The sequence below is a fragment of the Dactylosporangium siamense genome (assembly GCF_016862795.1).
In the GTDB taxonomy this organism is placed as follows: Bacteria; Actinomycetota; Actinomycetes; order Mycobacteriales; family Micromonosporaceae; genus Dactylosporangium; species Dactylosporangium siamense.
On sequence record NZ_BONQ01000130.1, the window covers coordinates 59,916 to 84,891 of the forward strand.

Below are 24,976 nucleotides of genomic sequence, written 5' to 3' on the forward strand. Positions count from 1 at the left end.
GCTAGCTCGTCCGCTCCACGAAGGCCGTGAACGCCTTGAGATTGTCGAGCGGCTCGCCGCGCTTGACCCGCCACGCCCACTCGCGCCGGATCGCGGAGCCGAAGCCGATCTCCAGCATCGGGTCGAAGCTCTCGTCGGCGTAGGTCAGCACCGCGCCGAGGAGCCGGTCGAGCTCCTCCTCGGTCACGGCGTGCAGCGGCAACCGGCCCATCAGGTACACGTCGCCGACGCTGTCGACGCTGAACGCGACCCCGTACATGCGGGCGTTGCGCTGCAGCAGCCACTGCCACAGCTCCTCGCGGTGCTCGTCGGGGTGCCGCATGACGAACGCCTCGACGCGCAGCGTGTGCTCGCCGACGATGAGGTTGCAGTTGGTCTTCTGCTTGTGGGTGCCGGGCAGGACCACCACGTAGCCGTTGTCGCCGGTCTTCTCCCAGACGATCTCGCGCTCGGCGCACACGCGCTCGATCAGCGCCCTGACGTCCTCGCTCATGACATCGCCGCCAGCAGCTCGGTGTCGCGGTGCGTGATCGACGCGTCCCGGTACGCGGCGAGCAGGCCGCTCGCGGTGTGGCTCCAGGAGAACTCGTGGGCGTGCCGCACGGCGCCCTTGGCCAGCTCCTGGCGCCGGGCCGGGTGGGCGAGCAGGTCGCCGAGCACCGCGGCCCAGTCCGCCGGGCGGTGGGTGTCCACCAGTATCCCGGAGACCCCGTCGCGCACGGCGGTCACCAGGCCACCGACGGCGGCCGCCACGACCGGCGTGCCGCACGCCTGCGCTTCGATCGCGACGAGGCCGAACGACTCGTTGTGGCTCGGCACCGCGACCAGGTCGACGGCGCGGAACAGGTCGGCCAGGTCCTCCCGCGGCTGTGGGGGGAGGAACCGCACGCAGTCGGCGATGCCGAGCTCGGCGGCCAGGTCCATGAGCGCGGTCGGCCGGTCCAGCCCGGAGCCGCTGGGCCCGCCGCAGACCGCCACGATCAGCTTGGCACCCAGCTCCGGGTCGCGGGCGCGCAGCTCGGCGGCGGCGCGCAACAGCACGTCGGGGGCCTTCAGCGGCTGGATCCGCCCGACGAACGCGACCACGAGCGCGTCCTCGGGCAGGCCGAACTTCTGCCGGTTCCGCTGTGTCGCGGGCGTGAACGTGTCCAGGTCGACGCCGGGCGGCACCACGCTGACCCGGCGGGGATCGGCGGCGTACAGCTCGATCAGGTCGGCGGCCTCGGCCGGGGTGTTGGCGACCAGGCCGTCGGCCGCGGCGACGACCTGCTCCTCGCCGATGACCCGGGCGAGCGGCTCGGGCTTGTCACCGTCGGCGAGCAGCTGGTTCTTCACCTTGGCCAGGGTGTGCGCGGTGTGCACCAGCGGCACGCCCCAGCGGTCCTTGGCCAGCCAGCCGACCTGTCCGGACAGCCAGTAGTGGGAGTGCACGAGGTCGTACCAACCGGGCGCCCTCGACGCCTCGGCCCGCAGGACGCCGTTGGTGAACGCGCACAGCTGCGCCGGCAGGTCCTCCTTGGCGAGGCCCTCGAACGGGCCGGCGATGACGTGCCGCACGAGCACGCCCGGTGCCATCTCGACGACCGGCGGCAGCTCGCTGCAGGTGGCCCGGGTGAAGATCTCCACCTCGACACCGGCCCTGGCGAGGCGCTCGGCGACCTCGACGATGTACACGTTCATGCCGCCGGCGTCACCGGTGCCCGGTTGATCCAGCGGGGAGGTGTGCACCGACAGCGTCGCGACCCTCCGTGGAAGGGAGCGACGGGACTGCGGGGTGTGCCTGTGCAGCGAGTCGACCCGCGCCACGTCGGTGCTCCTTCATCTGTTGCCGGACGGTTACATCTTCCCAACCGTCCATGTTCCCTCGTCGGCGGCCATCTACCCACCGTTGCGTTGGTCACTGCGCCCGCGGAGGTTTACGGCAGGATTGGTCGCATGTCTTCTCCTATCGCCGTGGTGACCGGCGCCTCCAGCGGCATCGGTGCAGCCACCGCCCGCCGGCTCGGCGTTGAGGGCTTCCACGTGGTGGCCGTCGCGCGGCGCGCCGCACACCTCTCCTCGCTGGTCGCCTCCCTTCCCGCGGCCACCGCCGTTGTGGCCGATATCACTTCGGATGCCGACATTTCACGACTTGTCGCCGAGGTGACCGCGTTGGGCGGGCCGGTGGAGCTGCTCGTCAACAACGCCGGCGGGGCGATCGGCGCGGAGACCGTCGAGGAGGCCGACCTCGCCGACTGGCAGTGGATGTTCGAGGTCAACGTCCTGGGCACCGTCCGGGTCACCAAGGCGCTGCTGCCGCTGCTGTCGGCGTCGGGCCGGGCCACCATCGTCGTGATCAGTTCCACCGCGGGTCTCATCGTGTACGAGGGCGGCGGCGGCTACACGGCTGCCAAGCACGCGCAGACCGCCGTCGCGGAGACCCTGCGCCTGGAGCTCAACGGCCGCCCGATCCGCGTGGTCGAGATCGACCCCGGCATGGTGAAGACCGACGAGTTCGCCCTCAAGCGGTTCGAGGGGGACACCGCCAAGGCCGAGGCCGTCTACAAGGGCGTGGAGTTCCCGCTGGTCGCCGACGACATCGCCGACTGCGTCGCGTGGACCGCCACCAGGCCGCACCACGTCAACATCGACCGGATCGTCGTCCGGCCGCTCGCCCAGGCCGCCCAGCACAAGGTGCACCGGGTGTCGTGATGCGGCCGCTCGGCGCCATCACGCGGGGCACCACCAACCCCAACCGGCTCCGGCGGGTCGACAACTGGATCGCGGTGACCCTCGGCGCGGTGCTCGCCCGTGCCGAGGACCCGCTCGTCGTCGACCTCGGCTACGGCGCCTCGCCGGTCACCACCCTCGAGCTGCGCCGCCGCCTGCTGCGGCTGCCGGGCCCGCGGGTCCGGGTCGTCGGCCTGGAGATCGACCCGGCGCGGGTCGCGGTCGCCCAGCCGTTCGCGGACCCGCCCGGGCTCTCCTTCCAACGGGGCGGCTTCGAGCTGGGCGGGCTCGCCCCGACGGTGGTGCGGGCGTTCAACGTGCTGCGCCAGTACGACCTCGACGCCGTCCCCGACGCGTGGGCCGCGATGACCGCGACCGGCGCGATCCTCGTCGAGGGCACCTGCGACGAGCTGGGCCGCCTGGCGTCGTGGGTGACCGTCTCGGCCGGCGTGCCACGGACGCTGACGCTCGCCAGCCGGCTGTCCACGTTGGACACCCCCGCGACCCTGGCCGAGCGCCTGCCGAAATGCCTCATCCACCACAACGTGCCCGGCCGGCCGATCCACGCCCTGCTGTCCACACTGGACACCGCCTGGCGCGCCGCGGCGCCGCTGTCGACCTTCGGGCCGCGCCAGCGCTGGCGGCACACGGTCGAGGCGACCAGGGCCGCCGGCTGGCCCGTCCTGGACCGCCCGGCCCGCTGGCGCCTCGGCGAGCTGACGGTCCCGTACTCCTGCCTGGTCTAGCTCTCGCCGTATCCCTGGTTCCGGCCTGGTCTGGATCTCGCCGTATCCTGGTTCCGGCCTGGGTCTAGATCTCGCAGTTCACGAGGACCGGCTCCGGGTGGAGCTCGACCCCGAACTTCGCCTGGACCCCGTTCCTGATCTCGCGTGCGAGGTCCAGCAGCGCGGCGGTCGTGCCGGTGCCCCGGTTCGTCAGAGCGAGGGTGTGCTTGCCGGACAGCCCGACGCCGCTGGCCGTGTCGCCGTAGCCCTTGGTGAAGCCGGCCCGCTCGATCAGCCACGCCGCGCTGAGCTTGACCATGCCGTCCGGCGCCGGCCAGGCGGGGGGCTCGCCGGCGGCGGCGCGCACCACGTCGACCGCCTCGGCGGGAACGACCGGGTTCGTGAAGAACGACCCGACCGAGAACGTGTCCCGGTCCGCGGGGTCCAGCACCATGCCCTTGCCGGCCCGCAGCTTCACCACGGCGTCGCGGACCTCCTGCAACGGTGCCGCCTCCCCCTGCTCCACGCCCAGCGCCCTGGCCAGCTCCGCGTAACGGATCGGGGTCGACACCGGCGACTCGGCCAGCTCGAACGTCACCGACAGCACCACGAAACGCTCGTTGTGCTTGAAGACGCTCGTCCGGTACGCGAACCCGCAAGCGTCCCGTGACATGACCAGGATCTCGTCCCGGACCCGGTCGTAGACCCGCACCTCGGCGATGGTCTCGGCGACCTCCTGGCCGTAGGCCCCGACGTTCTGGATCGGGGTGGCGCCCGCCGACCCCGGAATGCCCGACAGCGACTCGATCCCGGACCAGCCGTTGGCGACCGCGGTCGCCACGACGTCGTCCCACGGGTGTCCCGCGGCGACGGTCAGCCGCTTCCCGGTGGGCGTCGCGGTGGCCGTGATGCCGTGCTGCCGCAGCAGCACCACCGTCCCCGGGAACCCTTCGTCGGCGATGACGACGTTGCTGCCACCCGCCAGCACCAGCAGCTTCCCGCTGCTGCGCACCGCGGCCACGGCCTCCTCATCCGAGGTCACCTCGACCAGATGATCGGCTGGGCCGCCGAGGCGCAGGGTGGTGAGCTCGGCAAGGCTGGACACTGGCGTGGCTGCTTCGGGCACCGCACCAGAGTAAGGCGTGGCCTAATGTTGGACGTGCAGCGTCCGGACCGGGAGAGGGATCACCGATGAGCAAGCCTCAGCTCACCAAGGAGTTCTGGCTCACCGCGCTGCGCACCGAGGGCGACGCCCTCCGGGCCGCGCTCGGCGGCGAGACCCCGTTGGACGCCCCCGTGCCCACCTGCCCCGGCTGGCAGCTGCGGGACCTGGCCTGGCACCTCACGCAGGTCTACGTCTGGGTCAACGCCCTGGTCCCCCGCGGCGTCACCGACCGCCCGGACCCGCGCCCCGACGAGCCCCTCCCGGCCGGCGTCGACCCCGTGGTCGCCTGGACCGACGCCTTCACCGAGCTGCTCGCCACCCTCGACGCCGTCGACCCGGACCTGCCCGCGTTCAACTGGGCCCCGCAGGCGAAGAAGGCCTCCTTCTGGCACCGCCGCATGGCCCACGAGACCGCCGTGCACCGCTGGGACGCCCAGATGGCCGGCGGCCTCAGCGAGCCCATCGAGCCGAAACTCGCCAGCGACGGTGTCACCGAGGTCCTCGACAGCTGGCTGCCCGCCGGCCGTCGCGGCGGCCCCGCCAACCGCGCCGGCATGATCGCCCTGCACGCGACTGACGTCGACCAGGTCTGGTATGTCCGCCTCCGCGGCGCCGGGGTCGCCCTCCTGGACACCGACACCCTGCTGGACTCCGACGACCACCACGAACGCGCCACCGCCAGCGGCCCGGCCAGCGACCTGGTGCTGGCGCTGTTCGGGCGGGTCGCCTTCGACACCCTGCTGGTCAGCGGCGACACCGGCCTGCTCGAAGGCCTCCGCATCGGCTGACCCCCGCACCACGCGCTACACGCGCAGGACGACCGGCGGCTTGCCGGCGACGGGGGCCGGCTTGTCCACCGGCAGGCCGAACAGCCTGCGGGTGAGCAGCGTGCTGCCGACGACCGCGGCCGGCACGACCAGGATCGCGGCGAACGGGATCAGCAGGATCACGAACACGGGCATGCCGAAGCCGAGCGCCAACGGCCGGTTCGCGCGCAACATCGCGCGACGGTCCTTCAGCCGCAGGCCGCGACGGTTGAACGGCACGCCGGTCAGCTCGACCGCGAGCAGCCAGCCGCCGACGACCGCGTCGAGGACCGGGACGACCGTCTGGCCGAGCACCGGCACGAAGCCGAGCACGAACAGCGGCACCGCCACCACGATCCCCAGCGCGATCAACCTGATCGAATCGGCGGCGTTCTTCAGGATCGTGCGGTACCACGGCAGGTCACTCATCCCGGGCGTGCCGCCGAGGCGCTCCTCGATCCGCTCGGAGATGACCTCGTAGAACGGGTCCCCGATGAGCAGCGTCAGCGCCGTGTACGTCAACACCGACACCAACGCCGACACGATCACGATCCCGGCGCCGGCACCGAACCTGACGAGCCCCCGCCACGGCGCGCCCCAGTCGTCGGCGAACCAGGTCGCGGCCGCGGACAGGTCCCGGATGAACCACAGCAGGAAGAACCACGCCGTGCCGAGAAGCAGGAAGGAGATCACCGCCGGGATCAGCCCGAGCAGGAGGAGGCGCGGACTCCGGCCGTACATCGCGAGCCCGCGGCCGAGCAGCCGCGCACCCTCGGCGAACTCGTCCCACATCGTCCTCAGCGGCGCCACCCCGCCATTTTTCATGATCCCGGGGGCCGGCGAGCAGCCGACCCCGGAACCGCATGCCCGGCCACATCCAACCATGTGCGCATAGGGCGGCAAGCTGACAAGATCGAGGGCCTATCTACGGTTGTCGCATGATCGACCGGAGTTCGGATCGGCCGCTGTATCAGCAGCTGGCGGACCTGCTGCGTGAGCAGATCAAGGCGGGCGAACTGGCGCCGGGGGCGTTCGTGCCGTCGGAGAGCAGTCTCATGCAGGAGTTCGCCCTGGGGCGCCCCGCCGTCCGCAACGCGGTGTCGGTGCTGCGGCAGGAGGGGCTCGTCGTGTCGGCCCGGGGCGCGCGGACGCAGGTGCGGCCCGCCCTGGAGCGCAGCGTCGTCGAGCTGCGGCCCGGGGACGAGGTCGTCGGGCGGATGCCGACCGATCCGGAGCGGCGGGAGCTCGGGATCGACCCGGGCGAGCCGATCCTGGAGGTGACCCGGGCCGACGGTCAGCAGCAGATCTTCACCGCCGGCGCCCATCAGCTGCGCGTTGTTGGCTGAGCGTCAGTCGCTGAGACGGACCCGCACCCTGCGGTTGGCCTTGCCCTTGCTCTCGACCTTGACGACCTGCATCCGGCCGATCTGCGCGGTCGACGCGACATGCGTGCCGCCGTCGGCCTGGGCGTCCAGGCCGACGATGTCGACGATGCGGATCTCCTGCTCGTCGGCGGGGATCAGGTTGGACTGGGTCCGGATGATGTCGGGCAGGGCGAGCGCCTCGTCGCGGCCGAGGACCTTGGTCACGACCTTGCGGTCGGCGGCGACCTCGGCGTTGATGAGCTCCTCGAGCCTGGCCTTGAAGTCGGCCGGGACCTCGGGCAGGTTGAAGTCCATGCGGGCCTCGGCGGGCTCCATCGAGCCGCCGGTGACGAGGGCGCCGAAGTCGCGGAACACCACCCCGCCCAGGACGTGCAGGCCGGAGTGGGTGCGCATCAGCCTGGTGCGGCGGTCGTCCTCGACGGCGCCGATGACCTCGGTGCCGGCGGGCGGCAGCGGGTCGCCCTCGGCCGGCAGGAGGTAGAGGTCGTCGCCCTTGCGCGTGCCGGTGATCCGGGTCTGCACCCCCTGCCACAGCAGCACGCCGTGGTCCGGTGGCTGACCGCCGCCGCCGGGGTAGAAGGCGGAGCGGTCCAGCACGATGCCGTCCGTGGCATCGGCGTGCAGGACGACGCACGTCCACTCGCGCAGTGTCGGGTCCGCGAGGTCGAGGCGGGCAGTCCTGCCGTGTTGCGTGACACCCATGTCCGGAACTCTATGTCGGTCCGGCCCAGCGGCGCAGCGCGGTCATGGTCCGATCCTCCCCAGCAGCTCGTAGAAAACCCTTTCGTAGGACAGACGCTCCGGCGGCGGCGTTAGATACGCGCCGAGACTCAGCCGTTCGGTCAGAACTGGCGTCGGAAACCGGGCAAACGACTCGTTCAGTTCAGAAACGAGGAGATCCGGGTGCGCAGGTCGGCCCGCTGGGTCCAGACGACGCCGGGGCGGTCGTAGATGTGCAGCTCGGCGTCCGGAAGGGACTCGGCCAGCTGCTCGGCGACGGTGACGGGGTGCAGGTCGTCGCCGCGGGAGCCGATGACGAGGCACTTCGCGGTGACCTTGGCAAGGTCGGCGCGGTCCTCGACGGCGACCTGGGCCGGCAGGCTGCCGAGGCCGGCGGCGAGCCCGTCGCGCATCAGCTGGTCGAGTCGCTGGCGCAGGAAGGCCCAGACCGGCGGCGAGTTGCGGACCTGGGTGGGGACCTCCATGGAGATCACGTCGGCGACGGCGGCGGCGTCTCCGGCCTCGATCGCTTCGAGCAGCGCGGTGAGGCGCTCCTGCGCGGCGGCCGGCCGCGCCGTATCGAGGACGGCGGGCAGGAAGAACACGGCGCGCTCGAAGCGGCCCGGGTTGTCGGCGAGCAGCCGGCACAGGGCGCCGGCGCCGAGGCTGACGCCCAGGGCGCGGGTGGCACCGGAGAGGTCCGCGACGGCGCGCAGGTCGCGGGCGAGGTCGGCATACGTCCAGACGCCACCTGGCGAGGCGGAGTGGCCGTGGCCGCGGAACTGGAAGAAGACCTTGCGGCCGGACACGGCGCTACCGAGCGGGCGGGTCTCGGCGATCCCGCTGCCCAGTCCGTGCGCGAAGACCGTGACGGGGTTGCCATCACCGGTGATGAGCCACTCCAGCTCGACACCGTGCGGGGTGGCGATCTGCTCCGTCGGCGGTGCGGGGAGGGTCGGCCGGCCGGTCTGCGGCCCGCGGGTCACGGGCGGGCGGAACCGGTCGGGCCTGCCGTCGGGCGGCGGCGGCCAGCGGAAGTCCATCAACGACCCGCCATCACCACGAGCCGTGGCCGTCTACCGCGTCGCGCAGCGCGGGTCTGATGTCGAGCAGATACACGGCGAAGATGCCGGCGGCAATGAGCAGGAAGATGCTGAGGTAGCCCATCCGCAGTTGGGGCGCCACGGCGGTGAGCAGCAGACCACCGCCGGTCAGGGCCAGCCAGACCGTTTTCGACATCGTGCCGATGGCGGGAAACGCGTCGGCCCGCTGGACGAGGCAGTGCAGCAACGCCGCGGCGCCGAGCACCAGGCAGAAGACCCACACCGCCACGTCGATGTAGAGCTCGACCGTCGCGTAGAACATTGGCACTGCAGTCACCATCCCACGAGCTTATTCCGAAGCCCCCCGGCCCGTGCGACACGGTGCCGGAGGGCTCCCGACAAACTCCCGGTTACTTCTTCGCGGGCGCGGTCTTCTTCGCCGCGGTGGCCTTCTTCGCGGGCGTCCCAGCGGCGGCCGGCGTGGTGGCTGACGGCTTCGGCGCGACGGCCGGCGCGACGTCGGCCGGGGTCGGGGTGACGGCGACCTCGGTGGTCACGGTCTTCGTGGCCGGCTCGATCTCGATCTTCGCCTCGGCGGTGCGGCCCCCGGCGACGACCTTCTCGCCGCGGTTGACCAGATCGGTGTAGACGGCGACGGCCTTGTCCTGGGCGACCTGGGCGCCCGCGAGCAGCGACACGGTGTTGCGACGGGCCACGTCGCGCAGCCGGTCGGCGGCCACGGTCAGGTCGGCGCGCAGGTTGGTCTCGGTGACCGCGTCGGTCACGGCCGGGCGCAGCTCCTCGACCCGGGCACGCAGCTGGGCGACCTGGGCGGGCAGCTTGCGCAGCTGCTGATAGGCCAGGTCACCGGCGCCGGCCGCGGCGTAGAGCGGCGTGGGAATCTTGCGGGTGGTGGTGCTGGTGGTCATGGTGACTCCTCTGACTTCGTCGTGGCTTCCGGATCGGCGTCGAGCCCCGCCCCCGAGGCGGCGCCGTCCAGGTCGTTGCGCGTGTTCTCGCGCCGGAACGTCTCGTAGATCTGCGTGAGCGACTGCTTCTGGGCCATGGTGAGATCACTGTCCGCAGCGATCGCGGCCAGCACGTCGTGCCCTTCGCGCTCGAGCAGGCCGGCCCGCAGGTACATCATCGGGGTCGACACCCGCAGCGCACCGGCGAGCTGCGCGAGCACCTCGGCACTCGGTTTGCGCAGGCCACGCTCGATCTGACTGAGATATGGGTTGCTGACTCCGGCCTGCTCGGCGAGCTGGCGGAGCGAGATGCGCGCGTTGCGGCGCAGGTCACGAATGAACCCACCCAGGTCGCGCGGCTCTTCAGTCACGCTACCGACGGTAGCTCGCTCTGCTAACTCTTGCAAGCAAAACGCTAGCAAGAGCTAGCGTGAACCGGGTCACCAGACCGCGCGCACCGAACCTACCCGGGAGCCGCCCCCCAAAACCGGCATATCGGCGTACTTCCCCAAGGAGAAGCCCAGCCGGGACAGCCCCGCACCGAGCACCGGCAGTCTGGGGCGCGCCGAACCATCGTCGATCTTCAGCGCCACCGCGCCGACGCCGGGGACCGCGACCGCCATGATCCCCTCGGCCCCGACCTTCGACAGCAGCCCCGGAAACGCCCGCATGAGGTGCGTGTCGTGCCCGTCCGCATCGGTGCCGGAGACCAGGTCGGGGTGCGCCCGCATGGCGTCGGCGACCCGCCGCTCGGCGGCTCCCGGCGCGGCGGACACCAGCCGCAGGAACGCCGCCGCCAGGCCGCGCAGCGACACCGCCAGCAGCGGCGCGCCGCACCCGTCGACCCCGACCGCGGCGGCCGGCTCGCCGGCGAGGGACTCGACCCCGTGCCGGATCGCGACCTGCACCGGGTGCGCGGGGTCGAGATACCCGGCGAGGGGCCAGCCGTTCGCGGCGCAGGTGCGCAGCATCCCGGCGTGCTTGCCGGAGCAGTTCATGAACAGCGGCTGCCGCGACGCACCCGCCCTGACCAGGTCGTCACGCGCGTCCTCGGAGAGCGGGTAGTCCGGCGGGCAGCCGAGCGCGGTGGCCGGCAGCGGGCCGAGGACGCCGCGGACCGCGTCCAGGTGCACCGGCTGACCGCGGTGGCTGGCCGAGATGATCGCCAACTCGGCAGGAGCGGCGACGAGCCCCGCCGCCAGCATCCCGACGGCCTGCATGGGCTTGTTGGACGAGCGCGGGAAGACCGGCCCGAGCACGTCACCGGCCCACGCCGTGACCTCGCCGTCCGCGTCCAGGACCACGATCGACCCGCTGTGCCGGCTCTCGACGAACCCGCTGCGGACCACCTCGGCGAGCGGTTCGCCACCCAGATAACGGTCGCTCATGCCGCCACCTCCGCTGCGCTCCGGCGTCGGCCTGAGCCAGACCTGTCACATGATGAGCGGCCCGAGCCGCTCCGCTGGCCGCTCATGCCGCCACCTCCGCCGCGCTCCAGCGTCGGCCCGAGCCAACCTGCGATGCTGATGAGCGGCCCGAGCCGCTTCGCTGGCCGCTCATGCGGCGATCCCCAGCAGCGTGCGGGCCTCGGCCGGGGTCATCGGCGGGCGCTGGGCGAGCCGGGCGAAGGCGGAGGCCCGCGCGACGAGCTGCGCGTTGCTCTCCACCGGCACGCCCTTGGCGTAGGTGACGGTGTCCTCCATGCCGACCCGCAGGTGCCCGCCGGCGGACAGCGACGCGAGCAGGACCGGCAGCGTGCCACGGCCGATGCCGGTCGCCGAGAAGGTGGTCCCCTCGGGCAGGTCGCGCATCGCCTGGACGCACGCCACGAGCGCCTCGGCGGTGCCGGGCATCCCGCCGGGCACGTTCATGACGAGGTCGAGGTGGACGTGGCCGCCGAAGGGCAGCCCGTGCCGGTCGAGCAGGCGGCGCAGGGTGGTCAGCTGGCCGAGGTCGAAGATCTCGTACTCGGGGACGATCCCGCGGTCGCGCATCCGGGTGTGCAGCTCGACGATGAACGCCCACCGGTTGAGGAACACGTCGTCGCCGAAGTTGACCGTGCCCATCGTGCAGGAGGCCATGTCGGGCCCGGCGTCCAGGACCCGGAGCCGGTCGTCCTCGGGGTCGGTGACCGCGCCGCCGCTGGAGAGCTGGACGATGAGGTCGGTCTCGGCCCGCAGCGCGGCGACGGCCTCCTTCAGCCGCCCCAGGTCCAGGGTCGGCTCGGCGGCGTCGTCGCGCAGGTGCACGTGGATGACGCTCGCACCCACCGCCTGGCATTCCTTGCCGGTCGTGACCAGCTCGGCCAGGGTCACCGGCAGGGCTGGCACGTCGGACTTGCGGGACTCGGCGCCGGTGGGCGCCACCGTGATCAACGTCGGTGTTGTCATGGCTCTTTCTACAGCGGGTCGATCGCGGCGGTGGACGGGCCCACCTGCAATTGACCGCCGTCGTCGGGCTTGACGTTCTGCCTGACCACGGCGAGCGCGATCTGGCCGAGCTCGTAGTGCCGGACGGCGGTGCCGACGAACCCGACCGCCCGGCCGTCCTTGACCACCTCGGTGTGCGGCGCGGGAAGCTCGTCGGTGGCGATGCCGTCCAGGTGCAGCAGGACCAGCTTGCGCGGCGGGCGGCCCAGGTGATGCACCCGGGAGACCGTCTCCTGCCCCCGGTAGCAGCCTTTCTCCAGGTGCACGGCCTGCGCCGTCCAACCCACCTCGGCCGCCAGGGTCTTGTGGTCGGTCTCGAAGCCGAACCTGGGACGCCGCGCCGCCACCCGCACCGCCTCATACGCCCAGATCCCGGCCGGCGGGAGCGCGGCGGCGGCGATGACGTCGGGCACGGCGGCGCGCGGCACCAGCAGGTCCGCGCCGCCCTCGACCCGCCGGACGAGACCGTCGAAGCCGGGCAGCGCCGCGGCGGCATACTTCGCGGTCGGACGGGGCGGCACGATGCCGGTCGCGAATTTCGCCGGCGGCACCGGCACGACGTCAGCGGGCGCGAGCGGTCCGACGCCGAGCGCTCTGAGCGCCTCGTCGGTCCGCGGCCCGACGATCGACAGGACCGCCCGGTCGGCGGTCGCGTCGGCGGGGTCGACCCGCGTCATGAAGATCATCCGCGACAGGAAGGTCAGCAGCCCCGCCCCGGCGCCGGGCTCCAGGTCCAGCCACGTGGCCGTGCCGTCGTCGACGAGCACCGCGTGGTGCTCGACGTGCCCGTGCGGCGACAGGACGAGCAGCTCCGAGCCGGTCATCGGGGGCAGGCCGGTCAGGTGCTGGGTGGTGAGGCTGTGCAGCCAGGTCAGCCGGTCCACGCCCGGCACCGCGAGGACGTCCCGGTGCGAGCGGTCGACCAGGCCGGCCTCGGTGTCGAGGATCTTCTGCTCACGGCTGGGGTCGCCGTAGTGCGCGACCGCGCCGGCGTCGATGGACGAGGGGTCTATGGACGCCACGGAAATGGGACTCACGAGCGGTTACTCCTCTTCGGTGCCGCACTTTCCGCACACACCGAACAGGGCCACGTGGCCGATGTCGAGGCGGAAGCCGCGGGTCGTGCGCAGGTCCTCGGCGAGACCCTCGAGCGTGGGCGACGGCAGCTCCTGCACGTCGCCGCAGCCCCGGCACACCAGGTGGGCGTGCTGGTGCTCGCCGAGCGGGTGGTAGGTGGGCGCGCCGTGCGACAGGTGGGCGTGCGTCACGAGCTGGAGATCCTCGAGGAGCTCCAGCGTGCGGTACACGGTGGTGATGTTGACCCCCGCGGCCCGCTCGCTGACGTCGGCGTGGATCTGGTCCGGTGTCGCGTGCCGCAGCCGGTAGACCGATTCGAGCACGAGCTGCCGGGGCGCGGTCAGCCGCAGGCCCCGTGACCGGAGCACCGCGGCCAGATCATCGAAACCCACAACAGTCAGCCTATCCCCCGACGCGCTCCAGGCGGGCCGACAGATGCGGCTGGAGTTTCTCGCCGACCGCGGCGAGGTCGAACGCGTAGAGCAGCGCACCGTCGACGATGCCGTAGAGCCGCTGGCCGCCGCGGACCTCCTTGGCGGTCGACGTGCGGACCACCGCGTCGGTGGCCATCTGCCACTGCGTGGTGCCCTTGGCCTGGCCGATGTACAGCTCCATGATCCCGGTCGGCTGGTTGAGCAGCACCTCGACCTCGTCGGTCGCCTTGCCGTCCGCGAGCACCGGCCGCCACCAGCCCGTCTCCCGGTTGCTGGGCTTGATCGGGTTGCCGTCGACGTCGATCACCCAGGCGCGCGACTCGTAGAACAGGAAGGGCCGGCCGTCGTGGCTGAACCGGATCTCCTGCGCGTAGTGGAAGCCCTCGATCGTCGGGTAGTCGCCCTGGCCGCGCCCGCGCCACACCCCGACCAGCGGCAGCAGGCCGAGCAGCGCGGGGTGGAGATCCGGGCCGACCCGCAGGTCGTGCGTCTCCTCATACGGATACTCCCCGACCTGGGCCAATCCGGCCCACGGCGGCTGCACCTCTGTCACCAACGCCCCCTCGAAACCCTCACCGCGACATAGATCAGGCCGCCGGCAAGGGCGCCCATACCGGCGACCAGCAAGCTCACGAACCCGATCTCGGTAACCATCCCCTGAATCCTATGCTGCGACGTATGGCACGTTCTCTGGTCGTCAAGACAACCGCCGGTGCGGACGCACCGGAGCGCTGCTCGCAGGCGTTCACCGTGGCCGCAACCGCCCTCGCCGGCGGGGTGGCCACCTCGTTGTGGCTGACCGGGGAGTCGGCGTGGTTCGCGTTGCCGGGCCGGGCCGCGCAGTTCGAGCTTCCGCACGCGGCGCCGCTCGCCGACCTCCTCGAGGCGCTCCTGGCCGGCGGCACGGTGACCCTGTGCACCCAGTGCGCGGCCCGCCGCGACATCGGCCCCGACGACGTCATCCCCGGCATCCGGATCGCCGGCGCCGCCGTCTTCGTCGAGGAGTCCCTCCAGGAGGGCGCCCAGGCGCTGGTCTACTGACCCTTCCATGATCCGGAAGACCCCGTGCACCCCGGAGTGCACGGGGTCTTCCGGATCATGGGCAAGGGGGCTAGCAGCCGGCGGTCGAGGTGATGTGCAGCTCGTCGCCGTCGGCGCGCAGGGCGACGCCGGCCTCGCCGGCCCGGAAGGCGAAGGCCTTCGGCTCGTCGAGGATCACCGCCGGGGCGGGGACCGTGGTGCGGGCCGCCGCGCCGTCGCCGGTGGTGACCGCCTCGACGGTCCACAGGGTGCCGCCGGACGGGCAGGTGAGGCGGTGGGTCCGCCACTGCGACGCGGTCTGCTTCAGGGTGTCCAGGACCGCCTGGACGGGGGCCCGGTTGGCGGTCTGCGACTGCGGGGTCGCCTCCTCGACGGGGGCGTCCTGGACCCGGCAGCCGGTGTCGGCGGTGAAGCGCAGTTGTCCTGGTTGCACGACGGCGCCACGCAGCGTGACGAAGTGCCCGGCGTCGGCCGTCAGCAGGTTGGTCTTCGGTCCGCTCACCAGGTGGGGTTCGTACGCCGGGGGCAGGGCGTCGTGGACCCGCTCGAGAGCGGCTGACTCGGCGTCCTTCTTGACGTACACCAGCAGCACCCGCTCGAAACGGGTGCCCTCGCGTGCGGACGTGACCCGGCAGCTGTTGTCGGTGCGGGTGTAGCCGCCGAGGGCGGTGACGGAGGTCGCCGGGTCCAGCGCGGCGGCGACCCTGGCGAGGGCCTCGTCCACCACGGGCAGGCCGTCGGCGATCGTGGTCTGGTCGCGGGACGTCGGCGGATCGTTGCGCGAGGAGTAGTAGGCGAACCCGCCCACGACGAGCGCCCAGGCGGCCGTTCCGGCGATGATCCAGCGACGTTTCACGGCCGACATCCTCGCAGCCACGGACAACGCCGCCGCCCCCCGGGGTTGGGCCCGGAGGGCGGCGTCACTTGCGTGCGAAGGTCAGGCGACCGCGACGGCGATCTCGTTGATGCCCCGGTCAGCGGCCAGGCTGGCGTCGCCGTTGCCCTGGCGGGACAGTGCGCGCAGGGTCCAGTTGCCGGGCGCGGCGAAGAACCGGAACTGCCCGGCCGGCGAGGTGACGACCTCGGCGGTGAACTCGCCGGTCGAGTCGAGCAGGCGCACGTAGGCGCCGCCGACGGGACCGTCGCCGGAGCTGACCACGCCGGTGATGACGGTTTCCTTCTCCACGTCCACGGAGGCCGGGATCGGTGCGCTCTGCTCGGGCGCGCCGCAGCTGTCAACAGCACTCATGATGGTCTGCCTTTCACGCGTTACCGGGCTCGTCGCCCACGGCGACGGGGACACCGACGAGGGAGCCGTACTCGGTCCAGGAACCGTCGTAGTTGCGCACATCGCTGTGCCCGAGGATCTCCTTCAGCACGAACCAGGTGTGCGAGGAGCGCTCGCCGATGCGGCAGTAGGCGATGGTCGCCTTGCTGTCGTCGAGGCCGGCGGCGGCGTAGAGCTCGCGCAGGTCGTCGTCGGACTTGAAGGTGCCGTCCTCGTTGGCGGCCTTGCTCCACGGCACCGACACGGCGGTCGGGATGTGACCCGGACGCTGCGCCTGCTCCTGCGGGAGGTGGGCCGGGGCGAGGAGGCGGCCGGCGAACTCGTCGGGCGAGCGGACGTCGACGAGGTTGAGCACGCCGATCGCCTTGACGGCGTCGTCGCGGAACGCGCGGATCGACAGGTCCTGGTCGTGCACCGCGACGTAGGTGGTCGCTGAGCGGCTGACCTCTTCCTTGGTCAGCGGGCGCCCGTCGAGCTCCCACTTCTTGCGCCCGCCGTCGAGCAGCTTGACGTCGCCGTGGCCGTACAGCTTGAAGTACCAGTACGCGTAGGCGGCGAACCAGTTGTTGTTACCGCCGTAGAGCACGACCTTGTCGTCGTTGCCGATGCCCTTGCTGGACAGCAGCGCCTCGAACTGCTCCTTGTTGACGAAGTCCCGGCGGACCTGGTCCTGCAGCTCGGTCTTCCAGTTGATTTTGACGGCACCGGCGATGTGGCCGCCGTCGTAGGCGGCGGTGTCCTCGTCGACCTCGACGAAGACGACGTTGTCGGCACCGATGTTCTGCTCGGCCCAGTCGGCCGTGACCAGGGCGCTCTCGCGACTCATGAGTGTTTTCTCTCCCAGGGAACGATTTGGGGCGGGTCGAGTCGACACACGGGTCGGGGTGTGCACCACGCCGCGCGCGACCCGAGGGGACGGATCACGGTTTCGGCGATGGGTCTGGAACTGCCGCGGACTGAAATCGCCCGCCAGACCCATCGGTCTGGGGCGCCGCTGCCTCGAGCCGTTAGAAGAGCACGCTGCAGGGCCGCACCATTAGGGGCGGCAACACAGGCAGGTGGCCACGCGGCACAGGTCGACCGCGCGCCGTCTGGTGAGCAGCATGCTCATGGTCAGGCAGCCTAGCACCGAGGCGAGGACCGGCCCAGGGTCCGCTGAGTCACTGCATCCTTCTGCGGCGGCTTTATGCACCTATGGACGACTCCGCGCGGGACGGCCCAACCACATGCTGGGACGCCGGCAACTCGGCCGCGTGGCGTCACTGGCCCGACAGGGGGACGTCCTTGGCCGAGGCGATCACGCGCAGGCCCGAGTCGGTGGTCTCGGCGGAGTTGATCACCAGGTTGTAGGGCAGGCCGGGCAGCTTCACGGTGACCTGGAGGCGGCTCTTGTTGGCCTGGACCAGATCGTTGACGATCTTCGGCAGGTCACCCTGGTCGGTGGTGACCGACTCCAGCTTGAGCCGGACCTTGCCCGACTCGACGACCATGCTGCCGTTCGCGATGATCAGGACCTTGAAGCCCTGGTACTGGAACGGGATGCGCAGCTCGATCTTGTTGTTGACGACCTTGACGTCCACCGCGGAGGGGTCCACGCCCTGCGGCAGGTTGCTGAACTCCAGCAGCTTGCGGACGTTGTCCCAGGTCATGGTCGCCTGGCCGGTGACCTCGCCGGCGACGACGTCACCCTTGCCGTTGATCAGGTCGCGCGCGTCGGCCTTGACCGCCTTGGCGTCGACGGTGAGCGTCTCGAGGTTCACCTTCTCGATCTGCGGCTTGGTCAGCGCGATCGTGATCTTCTCGTACTCACCCGCGATCACCTGGGTCAGGAACGGGAAGCCGGCGATCTTCACCGACGGGTCGCCCTCGTAGGTGACCGAGTTGGCCGCGAGCTGCTTGCGGGTCTCCTCGGTGATGCGGTCCTGCGCGGTGCTCGCGGCGATACGGTCCGCGACGAAGAGCACACCGACCAGGATCACCGCCAGCACGACCAGGACAATGCCGATCTTGGCCCCTCGACTCGCCGCCACAGCACTCCTTCCGCACCCCGGGTGGGTTGTTACCGAACGTACCCAACCACCAGGATTTCCTACCCTGGCAACCCCCGAAGCCCGGAGGCGGTCACAGCAGCAGCAGGACGCTGGCGACGTAGGCGGCCGGAGCGGCGAAGGCGAAGGCCCCCATCGGGCCCTGGATGTGCCGGGCCAGGTACAGCGCGGGCTCGTCACCGTCGATGCGGCGGCTGGCCTCCGCGTAGCCGACGGACAGGTCGACCATGAGCGCCACGATGGCCGTGGCCAGCCCGGCGAGGGCGCTCCACAGCGGGGTGATGCCGTCGAGCAGGTTGCCGATGGCGCCGGCGGCGGCCGTGCCGACCATCGCGCCGAGCACGACACCGGCGCCCCCGCGTGGGACCTGCGGCGCGATGCGGGGCAGCGCGACCACGGCGTCGGTGATCCGGGCGACGAGGATCGCGATGCCGGCCGCGGCGATGCAGGCGACGATCGCCTGGGTGCCGCGCACCTCCCGGCTGAGGACGACCACGCTGGCGAAGGCGACGACCCCGAGGGTGACGACCAGCGACGAGCCGAGCGACTCGGTCACCCGCTGCCGGCCGGCGGGGCGGGTGAGCTGGCCGACGACGCCGACGATGAACCCGGCGGCGGTGACATACGCCAACGGTGCGAGCGACGCGGGCCGGGTGAGCACGGCGGCGACGTCGGTGCCGATCGCGACGGCGATGCCGACGGCGGCGACGACGCGGGGAGCCGGCGGGCGGCTGGCGACCACCCAGACGGCGACGAACAGCACCTGCACGCCGAAGATCACCACGGCGTAGGACTCGTGCCTGGTCTGCGCGCCGACGACGAGGCCGACGGTCAGCAGCGCGGCGAACCCCGCGATGCCGAGGGAGACCAGCCGCCGGACGGGCGGCCACGACTCGGACCGGCCGGGAACCTCCCACTCGTCCGAGACGTCGACCGGGTCGGCCTCCTCCCGGCGCCGGCGGCGGGCCGCCTGGTCGGCGGCCGGGGGCCGGGCGCCGTGATCCTCGGCGGAGGGTGGGGTAGGAGGCACGCCCCGATGGTGCCAGAACGCCCCCGACCCGGACAGCACCGGGATGAGGAAACCGCATAGCACGCTGCCGGAAACGGTGGGGTGTGGCTCACCCGACTGTCTCGAAATGGATTCCCGCCAGCCGCAAAACGTGAATACTCAGATATTCTTCTGCTTCAGATACACCCACAACCCTCCCGTCAGTGTGGCCGGGACGTAACAGAGCCGCCGCCCTTCCAAGGGGCGCCACAGCGCCCATTGCGAGGTGCGCCGCGGCCACGGAGGTGACTCGTGGAGATTCTGCTGCTGACCGCGGCTCCCGCGGGCCAGGTGGTCCTGCCAGGTCTGGACCTGCTGCCCCACACGGTGCGCACCGCCCCCCGTGACGTCCGCACACTGGTGAGTGGACCGAGCCCCGACGCGGTCATCGTCGATGCCCGCACCGAGCTGGCCGACGCCCGCGCGACCTGCCGCATGCTGCACGCCACCGGGCTGGGGGTCCCCCTGCTGTCCGTCGTGACCGAGGCCGGCCTGGTCGCCCTGCACGCCGACTGGGGCCTTGACGACGTCATCCTGGCCACCGCCGGCCCCGCCGAGATCGAGGCCCGGCTGCGCCTCGCCGTCGGCCGCCTCAACTCCGCCGCCGCCGCGAGCGGCGGCATGATCAAGGCCGGCGAGCTGACGATCGACCCGGACACGTATGCGGCGAAGCTCAAGGGCCGCCCGCTCGACCTCACCTACAAGGAGTTCGAGCTGCTGAAGTTCCTGGCGCAGCACCCCGGCCGGGTCTTCACCCGCGACCAGCTCCTGCGCGAGGTCTGGGGCTACGACTACTTCGGCGGCACCCGCACGGTCGACGTGCACGTCCGGCGGCTGCGCGCGAAGCTCGGCTCGGAGTACGAGTCGATGATCGGCACGGTCCGCCAGGTCGGCTACAAGTTCGTCGTCCCGCCGTCCCGCCCGTTGCACGAGTCCGAGCCGGTAAGGGTCTGATCTAGACTCTGCCCGTGACCGTCGAGCACCTGGACCACCTTTCTGCCGTTCAGGTCGACCAGGTGCTCGCCATCAGCCAGGCGGCCGGCGACACCGACGGTGCGCTGCCGCTGTCCGAGCACGTGGTGCTGCACCTGCGGCACGGGGGCGAGACGCAGGCGGTCCATCTGCTGGCGCGCGACGCCGGCGGCACGGTGGTGGGCTATGCCCACGTGGACACGACCGAGGCGGTCGCGGGCGCCTCCGCCGAGCTGGTGGTGCATCCGTTGCGGAGGCGCCGGGGTGTCGGCCGCGCCCTCGCCGAGGCGGCGATCGCGGTCGCCGACGAGCGCGCCGGCGGCCGGCTGCGGCTGTGGGCGCACGGCGACCACCCCTCGGCCTCGGCGCTCGCCCTCAGCCTCGGCTTCGACCGTGCGCGGGTGCTGCTGCAGCTGCGGCGGTCACTGTTCACACCGCTGGACGAGGTCGCGCTGCCCGACGGGGTGACCCTGCGGGCGTTCCGGCCGGGCGAGGACGACGCCGCCTGGCTGGCGGTCAACGCGGCCGCGTTCGCCGATCATCCCGAGCAGGGCCGGTGGACCCTCGACGACCTGCGCGTCCGGCTGCGGGAGCCGTGGTTCGACGCGGAGGGCTTCCTGTTGGCCCTCCGTGAGGACCGTCTGGTCGGGTTCCACTGGACCAAGATCCACGGCGATCTTGAGGATCACGCGCATGAGCCGATCGGCGAGGTGTACGTCCTGGGCGTGGCCCCCGGCGCGCACGGTGGCGGGCTGGGTCGGGCGCTGACCCTGGCCGGCCTCCGGCACCTCCGCTCGCGCGGGCTTTCGCAGGTCATGCTCTATGTCGACGAGGACAACCCGCGCGCGGTGGCGCTGTATCAGCGGCTCGGTTTCGTGCGCTGGGCGACCGATGTGAACTTCCGCCGCGGCGGCTGACACAAAACGGGCACCAGCTATCTCCAGTGGGCAGTTCACCCATTGGCAAACTGGCCTCCGACCAGGCGTCACCTTTCTCCCGGGACCTGTTCACCCCGCGTTCACCCGTCCCCGGAGGACCGGTTACCTGGCGCTCTTAGCGTCCCTCTCAGTCGACGACCCCCGTCGGCAGCACCCCGACGAAGGGACCGCAGTGAACTTCAAGCGGCACGGCATCATGGCCGGCATCGCGCTCACCGCGACGCTGGCGCTCACCGCGTGCGGCTCGGATAACGAGACCCCCAGCACGACGAGCAGCAACGGCGGCAGCGCCCCGGCCTCCGCCATCAACTGCGCAAAGGGCTCACTGACGGCCCAGGGCTCCTCCGCGCAGAAGAACGCGATGGACGAGTGGATCAAGGCGTACCAGCTGAAGTGCACCGACGCCAAGATTGACTACCAGGGCACCGGTTCCGGTGCGGGTATCACCGCCTTCTCGGGTGGCACGGCCGACTTCGCCGGCTCTGACTCCGCGCTCAAGGACGGCGACGAGACCACGAAGGCCGCCGCCCGCTGTGGCGGCAGCCCGGCGCTCAACCTGCCGATGGTCACGGGCCCGATCGCGATCGCCTACAACCTCGACGGCGTCAAGGACCTCCAGCTCAAGCCGGAGACCCTGGCCAAGATCTTCGCCGGCTCGATCACCAAGTGGGACGACGCCGCGATCAAGGCCGACAACTCGAGCGCGACGCTGCCGTCGACCCCGATCCTCGCCGTGCACCGCTCGGACTCCTCCGGCACCACGGAGAACTTCACGGGCTACCTGGACAAGGCCTCGGCCGGCGCCTGGACGTTCGGCAAGGACAAGGTCTGGAAGGCCACCGGCGGCCAGGCCGAGAAGGGCTCCGACGGCGTCGCGGCCGCGGTCAAGAAGACCGCCGGCTCGATCGGCTACGTCGAGTGGTCGTTCGCCAAGGCCAACTCGCTCGGCACCGCCAAGATCTACAACGGCGCCGGTGAGTTCACCGCGCTGACCGGTGCCGCGGCCGGCAAGACCGTCGCGGGCGCCAAGATCACCGGCACCGGCGACGACCTGAAGCTGTCGATCGACTACGCCACCAAGGAGGCCGGGGCCTACCCGATCGTCCTGGTGACCTACGAGATCGTCTGCAGCAAGGGCATCGCCGCCGACAAGCTCGCGCTGGTCAAGGGCTTCCTCGGCTACACCGCGAGCACCGAGGGCCAGGCCGTCCTCGACAAGCTGGGCTACGCCCCGCTGCCCGAGTCGGTCCAGACCAAGGTCGCTGCCTCCATCAAGAACCTGGCCTGACAGGACTGACTTGAGCCAGCAGACTCTGCCTGCCACCTCCGCCGGTTCGCCCGGCGGAGGTGGCGGTCTTCCGAGGCGCCGCCGACTCGGCGCCGACATGCTGTTCCGCGGCACCGCGACGTTCGCCGGCTCGATGGTGCTCATCATCATCGCCGCCATCGCCGTCTTCCTCGTCGTGAAGGCCATCCCCGCCTTCCAGGACGACACCGAGAACTTCTTCACCTTCAAAGAGTGGTTCACCGACGGCGACACGCCGAGGTTCGGCATCGCGGCGACGGCGTTCGGCACGGTCCTCACGGCAGCGCTGGCACTGCTGATCGCGGTGCCGGTCGCGCTGGGCATCGCGCTGTGCCTCTCGCACTACGCGCACCGCCGGGTCGCGACCACCCTGAGCTTCATCATCGACCTGCTCGCCGCCGTCCCCAGCGTCGTGTTCGGCCTCTGGGGCCGCGACTACTTCTACGAGCCGGTCACCAACCTGTCGAAGTGGCTGCACGACACGGTGGGCTGGCTGCCGATCTTCGGCAGCGAGGGCCCCTACGGCAAGTCGGTCCTGCTCGGCTCGATCGTCCTCGCGATCATGATCCTGCCGATCGTGACGTCGCTGTCCCGCGAGGTCTTCCTGCAGACCCCCCGGGAGAACCAGGAGGCCGCGCTCGCGCTCGGCTCCACCAAGTGGGAGATGATCCGCACCGCCGTGATCCCCTACGGCAAGGCGGGCATCATCGCCTCGGTCATGTTGGGCCTGGGCCGCGCGCTCGGCGAGACGATCGCCCTCGCGCTGACCCTCGGCAGCGTCTTCGCCATCAACTGGGACTTCCTCGGGCCCGGCGGCATCACCATCGCCTCCAACATCGCCAACCGGTTCGGCGAGGCCGACGAGTTCGGCCGCAGCGCCCTCATCGCCTCCGGTCTGGTGCTGTTCGCCATCACCCTGGTCGTCAACATGGCCGCCCGCGCGATCGTGTACCGGCGCCGCGAGTTCGTCGGGAGCGCATGATGAGCGTGCAAACCACCGAGCGGGTGGGCCTGCAGAACGCCCAGCAGCTGCGCACCAAGACCCTGCCGACGTGGTCGCCGTGGGCGGTCGCGGCGGCGGCTCTGGTCGTGTCGTTCGTCCTGGTGTACCTGACGTCCTGGGGCGGCGCGGTGCTCACCGGCGTCGTCGCGGCCGTGCTGTTCGTGCTGTTCCTCGGCATCGCGGCGACGGTCGTCGAGGGCAGCCGGTCGGCCCGCAACCGGATGGCCACCACCCTGATCTACGGCGCGTTCCTGCTCGCCCTGGCGCCGCTGATCTCGGTCGCCTGGACGCTGATCAGCAAGGGCACCACCCGCCTGGACGGCAACTTCTTCGGCACGTCGATGAACAACATCGGCGCGTTCGACGAGAAGGGCGGCGCGTACCACGCGATCATCGGCACGCTGGAGCAGGCCGGGATCGCCACGCTGATCACGGTGCCGCTGGGCATCCTCGGCGCGATCTACATCGTCGAGTACGGCCGCGGCTTCCTGGCCAACGCGATCCGCTTCTTCGTCGACGTCATGACCGGCATCCCCTCGATCGTCTCCGGCCTGTTCATCCTGTCCTTCTGGGTCTTCACGGTCACCCCGCTGTTCAACAACGGTCAGGCCCGCTACTCCGGCTTCGCCGCGGCGCTGTCGCTCAGCGTCCTGATGCTGCCGACCGTGGTGCGCTCGACCGAGGAGATGCTGCGGCTGGTGCCCAGCGCGCTGCGGGAGGGCGCCTACGCGCTCGGTGTGGCGCGGTGGAAGACGATCGTCAGCATCGTGCTGCCGACCGCCGGTCCCGGCATCGTCACCGGCGTCATGCTGGCGGTGGCCCGGGCCGCGGGTGAGACCGCGCCGGTCCTGCTCGTCGCCGGCGGTCTCAGCTCGATCAACTTCAACGTGTTCAGCGGCAACCAGTCGTCCCTGTCGCTGTACGTGTTCGAGCAGGCCGGCGTCGCCTCGGAGTTCGCCCCTGGCCGCGCCTGGACGGCGGCGCTCACGCTGGTCGTCCTCGTCCTGGTCCTGACCGTCGCGGCGAAGCTCCTGGCCCGCCGAAACAAGCTCGCCCGATGACCCTCACTGGAGCGCCTCACATGGCAAAGCGCATCGAAGCCCACGGTGTCACCTCGTACTACGGATCGTTCAAGGCGATCGACAGCGTCTCGATGACGATCGAGCCGAAGTCGGTGACGGCGCTGATCGGGCCGTCCGGCTGTGGCAAGTCGACGTTCCTGCGGTCGATCAACCGGATGCACGAGGTCCTGCCCAACGCCCGGATCGAGGGGCAGCTCCTCATCGACGGGCAGAACATCTACGACCGGGACGTGGACGTCACCGCGGTCCGCCGGATGATCGGCATGGTCTTCCAGCGGCCCAACCCGTTCCCGACCATGTCGATCTTCGACAACGTCGTCGCCGGCCTGCGCCTCAACGGCGTGCGCAAGAAGTCGGTGCTCGAAGAGATCGCCGAGAAGGCGCTGCGCAGCGCCAACCTGTGGAACGAGGTCAAGGACCGGCTCGGCCGTCCCGGCGCCGGCCTGTCCGGCGGTCAGCAGCAGCGCCTGTGCATCGCCCGCGCCATCGCGGTCGAGCCGCAGGTCGTGCTGATGGACGAGCCCTGCTCGGCGCTCGACCCGATCTCCACGCTCGCGATCGAGGACCTGATCACCGAGCTGAAGAACCAGTACACGATCGTGATCGTCACGCACAACATGCAGCAGGCGGCCCGCGTCTCGGACCGCACCGGCTTCTTCTCGATCGAGAAGACGGGCGACCCGGGCCGGCTCATCGAGTACGACGACACCGCGAAGATCTTCACCAACCCGTCGGTGAAGAAGACCGAGGACTACATCACCGGACGGTTCGGTTAGGCCTCAGGTCGGT

General features: G+C 71.2%; 31 protein-coding genes and 1 pseudogene. 11 read left to right on the forward strand and 21 right to left on the reverse strand.

Features of this window, described 5'->3' with window-relative positions; all coding sequences use genetic code 11:
* Position 1: 1 nt before the first annotated feature.
* The gene (locus tag Dsi01nite_RS42500) at positions 2-493 is read right to left on the reverse strand and encodes a type III secretion system chaperone family protein (RefSeq protein WP_203852096.1); all 492 of its coding nucleotides are present in this window, start codon (positions 491-493) and stop codon (positions 2-4) included.
* Positions 490-1,806: a D-inositol-3-phosphate glycosyltransferase gene (mshA, locus tag Dsi01nite_RS42505; RefSeq protein WP_203852097.1), complete on the reverse strand. Its 1,317-nt coding sequence runs from the start codon at positions 1,804-1,806 to the stop codon at positions 490-492. Before mshA ends, Dsi01nite_RS42500 begins: the two co-directional genes overlap by 4 nt.
* Before the next feature lie 129 nt (positions 1,807-1,935).
* Here mshA and Dsi01nite_RS42510 point away from each other — a divergent pair, with 129 nt between their 5' ends.
* Both Dsi01nite_RS42510 and Dsi01nite_RS42515 read left to right on the forward strand, forming a co-directional pair.
* Positions 1,936-2,691: an SDR family oxidoreductase gene (locus tag Dsi01nite_RS42510; protein WP_203852098.1), complete on the forward strand. Its 756-nt coding sequence runs from the start codon at positions 1,936-1,938 to the stop codon at positions 2,689-2,691.
* Positions 2,691-3,455, forward strand: a complete 765-nt coding sequence (locus tag Dsi01nite_RS42515; RefSeq protein WP_203852149.1) for a class I SAM-dependent methyltransferase — start codon at positions 2,691-2,693, stop codon at positions 3,453-3,455. The genes Dsi01nite_RS42510 and Dsi01nite_RS42515 overlap by 1 nt, the downstream gene beginning before the upstream one ends.
* A 64-nt stretch (positions 3,456-3,519) precedes the next feature.
* On the opposite strand, the gene Dsi01nite_RS42520 is transcribed toward Dsi01nite_RS42515, so the two are convergent.
* A complete protein-coding gene (locus Dsi01nite_RS42520) occupies positions 3,520-4,539 on the reverse strand; it encodes a UDP-N-acetylmuramate dehydrogenase (RefSeq protein ID WP_239136585.1) in 1,020 nt (339 codons plus the stop codon).
* An 86-nt stretch (positions 4,540-4,625) separates the two neighbouring features.
* On the opposite strand from Dsi01nite_RS42520, the gene Dsi01nite_RS42525 reads away from it, so the two are divergent.
* Positions 4,626-5,387, forward strand: coding sequence for a maleylpyruvate isomerase family mycothiol-dependent enzyme (locus Dsi01nite_RS42525; protein ID WP_203852100.1), 762 nt, complete (start codon positions 4,626-4,628; stop codon positions 5,385-5,387).
* Between the two features lie 15 nt (positions 5,388-5,402).
* On the opposite strand, the gene Dsi01nite_RS42530 is transcribed toward Dsi01nite_RS42525, so the two are convergent.
* Entirely contained in the window at positions 5,403-6,230 is an 828-nt protein-coding gene (locus Dsi01nite_RS42530; RefSeq protein WP_203852101.1) for an EI24 domain-containing protein, read from the reverse strand.
* A 113-nt stretch (positions 6,231-6,343) separates the two neighbouring features.
* Between Dsi01nite_RS42530 and Dsi01nite_RS42535 the strand changes: the two genes are divergently transcribed.
* On the forward strand, positions 6,344-6,751 hold the full coding sequence (locus Dsi01nite_RS42535; RefSeq protein WP_203852102.1) for a GntR family transcriptional regulator: 408 nt from the start codon (positions 6,344-6,346) through the stop codon (positions 6,749-6,751).
* A gap of 3 nt (positions 6,752-6,754) precedes the next feature.
* Here Dsi01nite_RS42535 and Dsi01nite_RS42540 read toward each other — a convergent pair whose 3' ends face one another.
* From Dsi01nite_RS42540 to mtfM, 11 genes and pseudogenes are all read right to left on the reverse strand, one after another.
* Positions 6,755-7,492, reverse strand: a complete 738-nt coding sequence (locus Dsi01nite_RS42540) for an alanyl-tRNA editing protein (RefSeq protein WP_203852103.1) — start codon at positions 7,490-7,492, stop codon at positions 6,755-6,757.
* A gap of 176 nt (positions 7,493-7,668) precedes the next feature.
* Entirely contained in the window at positions 7,669-8,556 is an 888-nt protein-coding gene (locus tag Dsi01nite_RS42545; RefSeq protein WP_203852104.1) for an alpha/beta fold hydrolase, read from the reverse strand.
* A 10-nt stretch (positions 8,557-8,566) separates the two neighbouring features.
* On the reverse strand, positions 8,567-8,893 hold the full coding sequence (locus Dsi01nite_RS42550) for a DUF2516 family protein (protein WP_203852105.1): 327 nt from the start codon (positions 8,891-8,893) through the stop codon (positions 8,567-8,569).
* Between the two features lie 70 nt (positions 8,894-8,963).
* The gene (locus Dsi01nite_RS42555; protein WP_203852106.1) at positions 8,964-9,482 is read right to left on the reverse strand and encodes a hypothetical protein; all 519 of its coding nucleotides are present in this window, start codon (positions 9,480-9,482) and stop codon (positions 8,964-8,966) included.
* 77 nt (positions 9,483-9,559) lie between these two features.
* Positions 9,560-9,892: pseudogene (locus Dsi01nite_RS42560) on the reverse strand (helix-turn-helix domain-containing protein); the annotation flags it as partial.
* 69 nt (positions 9,893-9,961) lie between these two features.
* Positions 9,962-10,909: an asparaginase gene (locus tag Dsi01nite_RS42565; RefSeq protein ID WP_203852108.1), complete on the reverse strand. Its 948-nt coding sequence runs from the start codon at positions 10,907-10,909 to the stop codon at positions 9,962-9,964.
* A gap of 168 nt (positions 10,910-11,077) precedes the next feature.
* Positions 11,078-11,911: a beta-keto acid cleavage family enzyme gene (locus Dsi01nite_RS42570; protein WP_203852109.1), complete on the reverse strand. Its 834-nt coding sequence runs from the start codon at positions 11,909-11,911 to the stop codon at positions 11,078-11,080.
* Between the two features lie 8 nt (positions 11,912-11,919).
* Positions 11,920-12,987: a CAF17-like 4Fe-4S cluster assembly/insertion protein YgfZ gene (gene ygfZ, locus Dsi01nite_RS42575; protein ID WP_203852110.1), complete on the reverse strand. Its 1,068-nt coding sequence runs from the start codon at positions 12,985-12,987 to the stop codon at positions 11,920-11,922.
* Positions 12,988-12,993: 6 nt separating this feature from the next.
* Positions 12,994-13,419 (reverse strand): Fur family transcriptional regulator, encoded by a 426-nt coding sequence (locus tag Dsi01nite_RS42580; RefSeq protein WP_239136588.1) that lies wholly within the window; start codon positions 13,417-13,419, stop codon positions 12,994-12,996.
* Positions 13,420-13,429: 10 nt separating this feature from the next.
* Complete coding sequence (locus Dsi01nite_RS42585) at positions 13,430-14,014, reverse strand: heme-binding beta-barrel domain-containing protein (protein WP_203852111.1); 585 nt, start codon at positions 14,012-14,014, stop codon at positions 13,430-13,432.
* Positions 14,011-14,115: a small membrane protein MtfM gene (gene mtfM, locus Dsi01nite_RS58535; protein WP_275423458.1), complete on the reverse strand. Its 105-nt coding sequence runs from the start codon at positions 14,113-14,115 to the stop codon at positions 14,011-14,013. The genes Dsi01nite_RS42585 and mtfM overlap by 4 nt, the downstream gene beginning before the upstream one ends.
* 12 nt (positions 14,116-14,127) lie before the next feature.
* Here mtfM and Dsi01nite_RS42590 point away from each other — a divergent pair, with 12 nt between their 5' ends.
* Positions 14,128-14,502 (forward strand): DsrE family protein, encoded by a 375-nt coding sequence (locus tag Dsi01nite_RS42590; protein WP_203852112.1) that lies wholly within the window; start codon positions 14,128-14,130, stop codon positions 14,500-14,502.
* Positions 14,503-14,572: 70 nt separating this feature from the next.
* On the opposite strand, the gene Dsi01nite_RS42595 is transcribed toward Dsi01nite_RS42590, so the two are convergent.
* The 6 genes from Dsi01nite_RS42595 to Dsi01nite_RS42615 form a co-directional block, all read right to left on the reverse strand.
* Complete coding sequence (locus Dsi01nite_RS42595) at positions 14,573-15,358, reverse strand: hypothetical protein (RefSeq protein WP_203852113.1); 786 nt, start codon at positions 15,356-15,358, stop codon at positions 14,573-14,575.
* An 81-nt stretch (positions 15,359-15,439) separates the two neighbouring features.
* Positions 15,440-15,751, reverse strand: a complete 312-nt coding sequence (locus tag Dsi01nite_RS42600) for a DUF1416 domain-containing protein (RefSeq protein ID WP_203852114.1) — start codon at positions 15,749-15,751, stop codon at positions 15,440-15,442.
* A 13-nt stretch (positions 15,752-15,764) separates the two neighbouring features.
* Positions 15,765-16,616 carry a sulfurtransferase gene (locus Dsi01nite_RS42605; RefSeq protein ID WP_203852115.1) on the reverse strand — a complete coding sequence of 284 codons (852 nt, stop codon included), beginning with the start codon at positions 16,614-16,616 and terminating at the stop codon, positions 15,765-15,767.
* A gap of 210 nt (positions 16,617-16,826) precedes the next feature.
* Positions 16,827-16,901 carry an Ms5788A family Cys-rich leader peptide gene (locus tag Dsi01nite_RS59015; protein ID WP_345006453.1) on the reverse strand — a complete coding sequence of 25 codons (75 nt, stop codon included), beginning with the start codon at positions 16,899-16,901 and terminating at the stop codon, positions 16,827-16,829.
* Positions 16,902-17,049: 148 nt separating this feature from the next.
* Entirely contained in the window at positions 17,050-17,820 is a 771-nt protein-coding gene (locus Dsi01nite_RS42610) for an LmeA family phospholipid-binding protein (protein ID WP_203852116.1), read from the reverse strand.
* Positions 17,821-17,911: 91 nt separating this feature from the next.
* Positions 17,912-18,868, reverse strand: a complete 957-nt coding sequence (locus tag Dsi01nite_RS42615) for a hypothetical protein (RefSeq protein WP_239136589.1) — start codon at positions 18,866-18,868, stop codon at positions 17,912-17,914.
* Positions 18,869-19,138: 270 nt separating this feature from the next.
* Between Dsi01nite_RS42615 and Dsi01nite_RS42620 the strand changes: the two genes are divergently transcribed.
* From Dsi01nite_RS42620 to pstB, 6 genes are all read left to right on the forward strand, one after another.
* Positions 19,139-19,840: a winged helix-turn-helix transcriptional regulator gene (locus Dsi01nite_RS42620; protein WP_203852117.1), complete on the forward strand. Its 702-nt coding sequence runs from the start codon at positions 19,139-19,141 to the stop codon at positions 19,838-19,840.
* 8 nt (positions 19,841-19,848) lie between these two features.
* On the forward strand, positions 19,849-20,775 hold the full coding sequence (gene mshD / locus Dsi01nite_RS42625; RefSeq protein ID WP_203852152.1) for a mycothiol synthase: 927 nt from the start codon (positions 19,849-19,851) through the stop codon (positions 20,773-20,775).
* A gap of 193 nt (positions 20,776-20,968) precedes the next feature.
* Positions 20,969-22,084: a phosphate ABC transporter substrate-binding protein PstS gene (pstS, locus tag Dsi01nite_RS42630; protein ID WP_203852118.1), complete on the forward strand. Its 1,116-nt coding sequence runs from the start codon at positions 20,969-20,971 to the stop codon at positions 22,082-22,084.
* Positions 22,085-22,181: 97 nt separating this feature from the next.
* On the forward strand, positions 22,182-23,084 hold the full coding sequence (gene pstC, locus Dsi01nite_RS42635) for a phosphate ABC transporter permease subunit PstC (RefSeq protein ID WP_203852119.1): 903 nt from the start codon (positions 22,182-22,184) through the stop codon (positions 23,082-23,084).
* Positions 23,084-24,166, forward strand: a complete 1,083-nt coding sequence (gene pstA, locus Dsi01nite_RS42640; RefSeq protein WP_239136590.1) for a phosphate ABC transporter permease PstA — start codon at positions 23,084-23,086, stop codon at positions 24,164-24,166. The genes pstC and pstA overlap by 1 nt, the downstream gene beginning before the upstream one ends.
* 20 nt (positions 24,167-24,186) lie before the next feature.
* Entirely contained in the window at positions 24,187-24,963 is a 777-nt protein-coding gene (gene pstB / locus Dsi01nite_RS42645; RefSeq protein WP_203852121.1) for a phosphate ABC transporter ATP-binding protein PstB, read from the forward strand.
* Positions 24,964-24,976 lie beyond the last annotated feature (13 nt).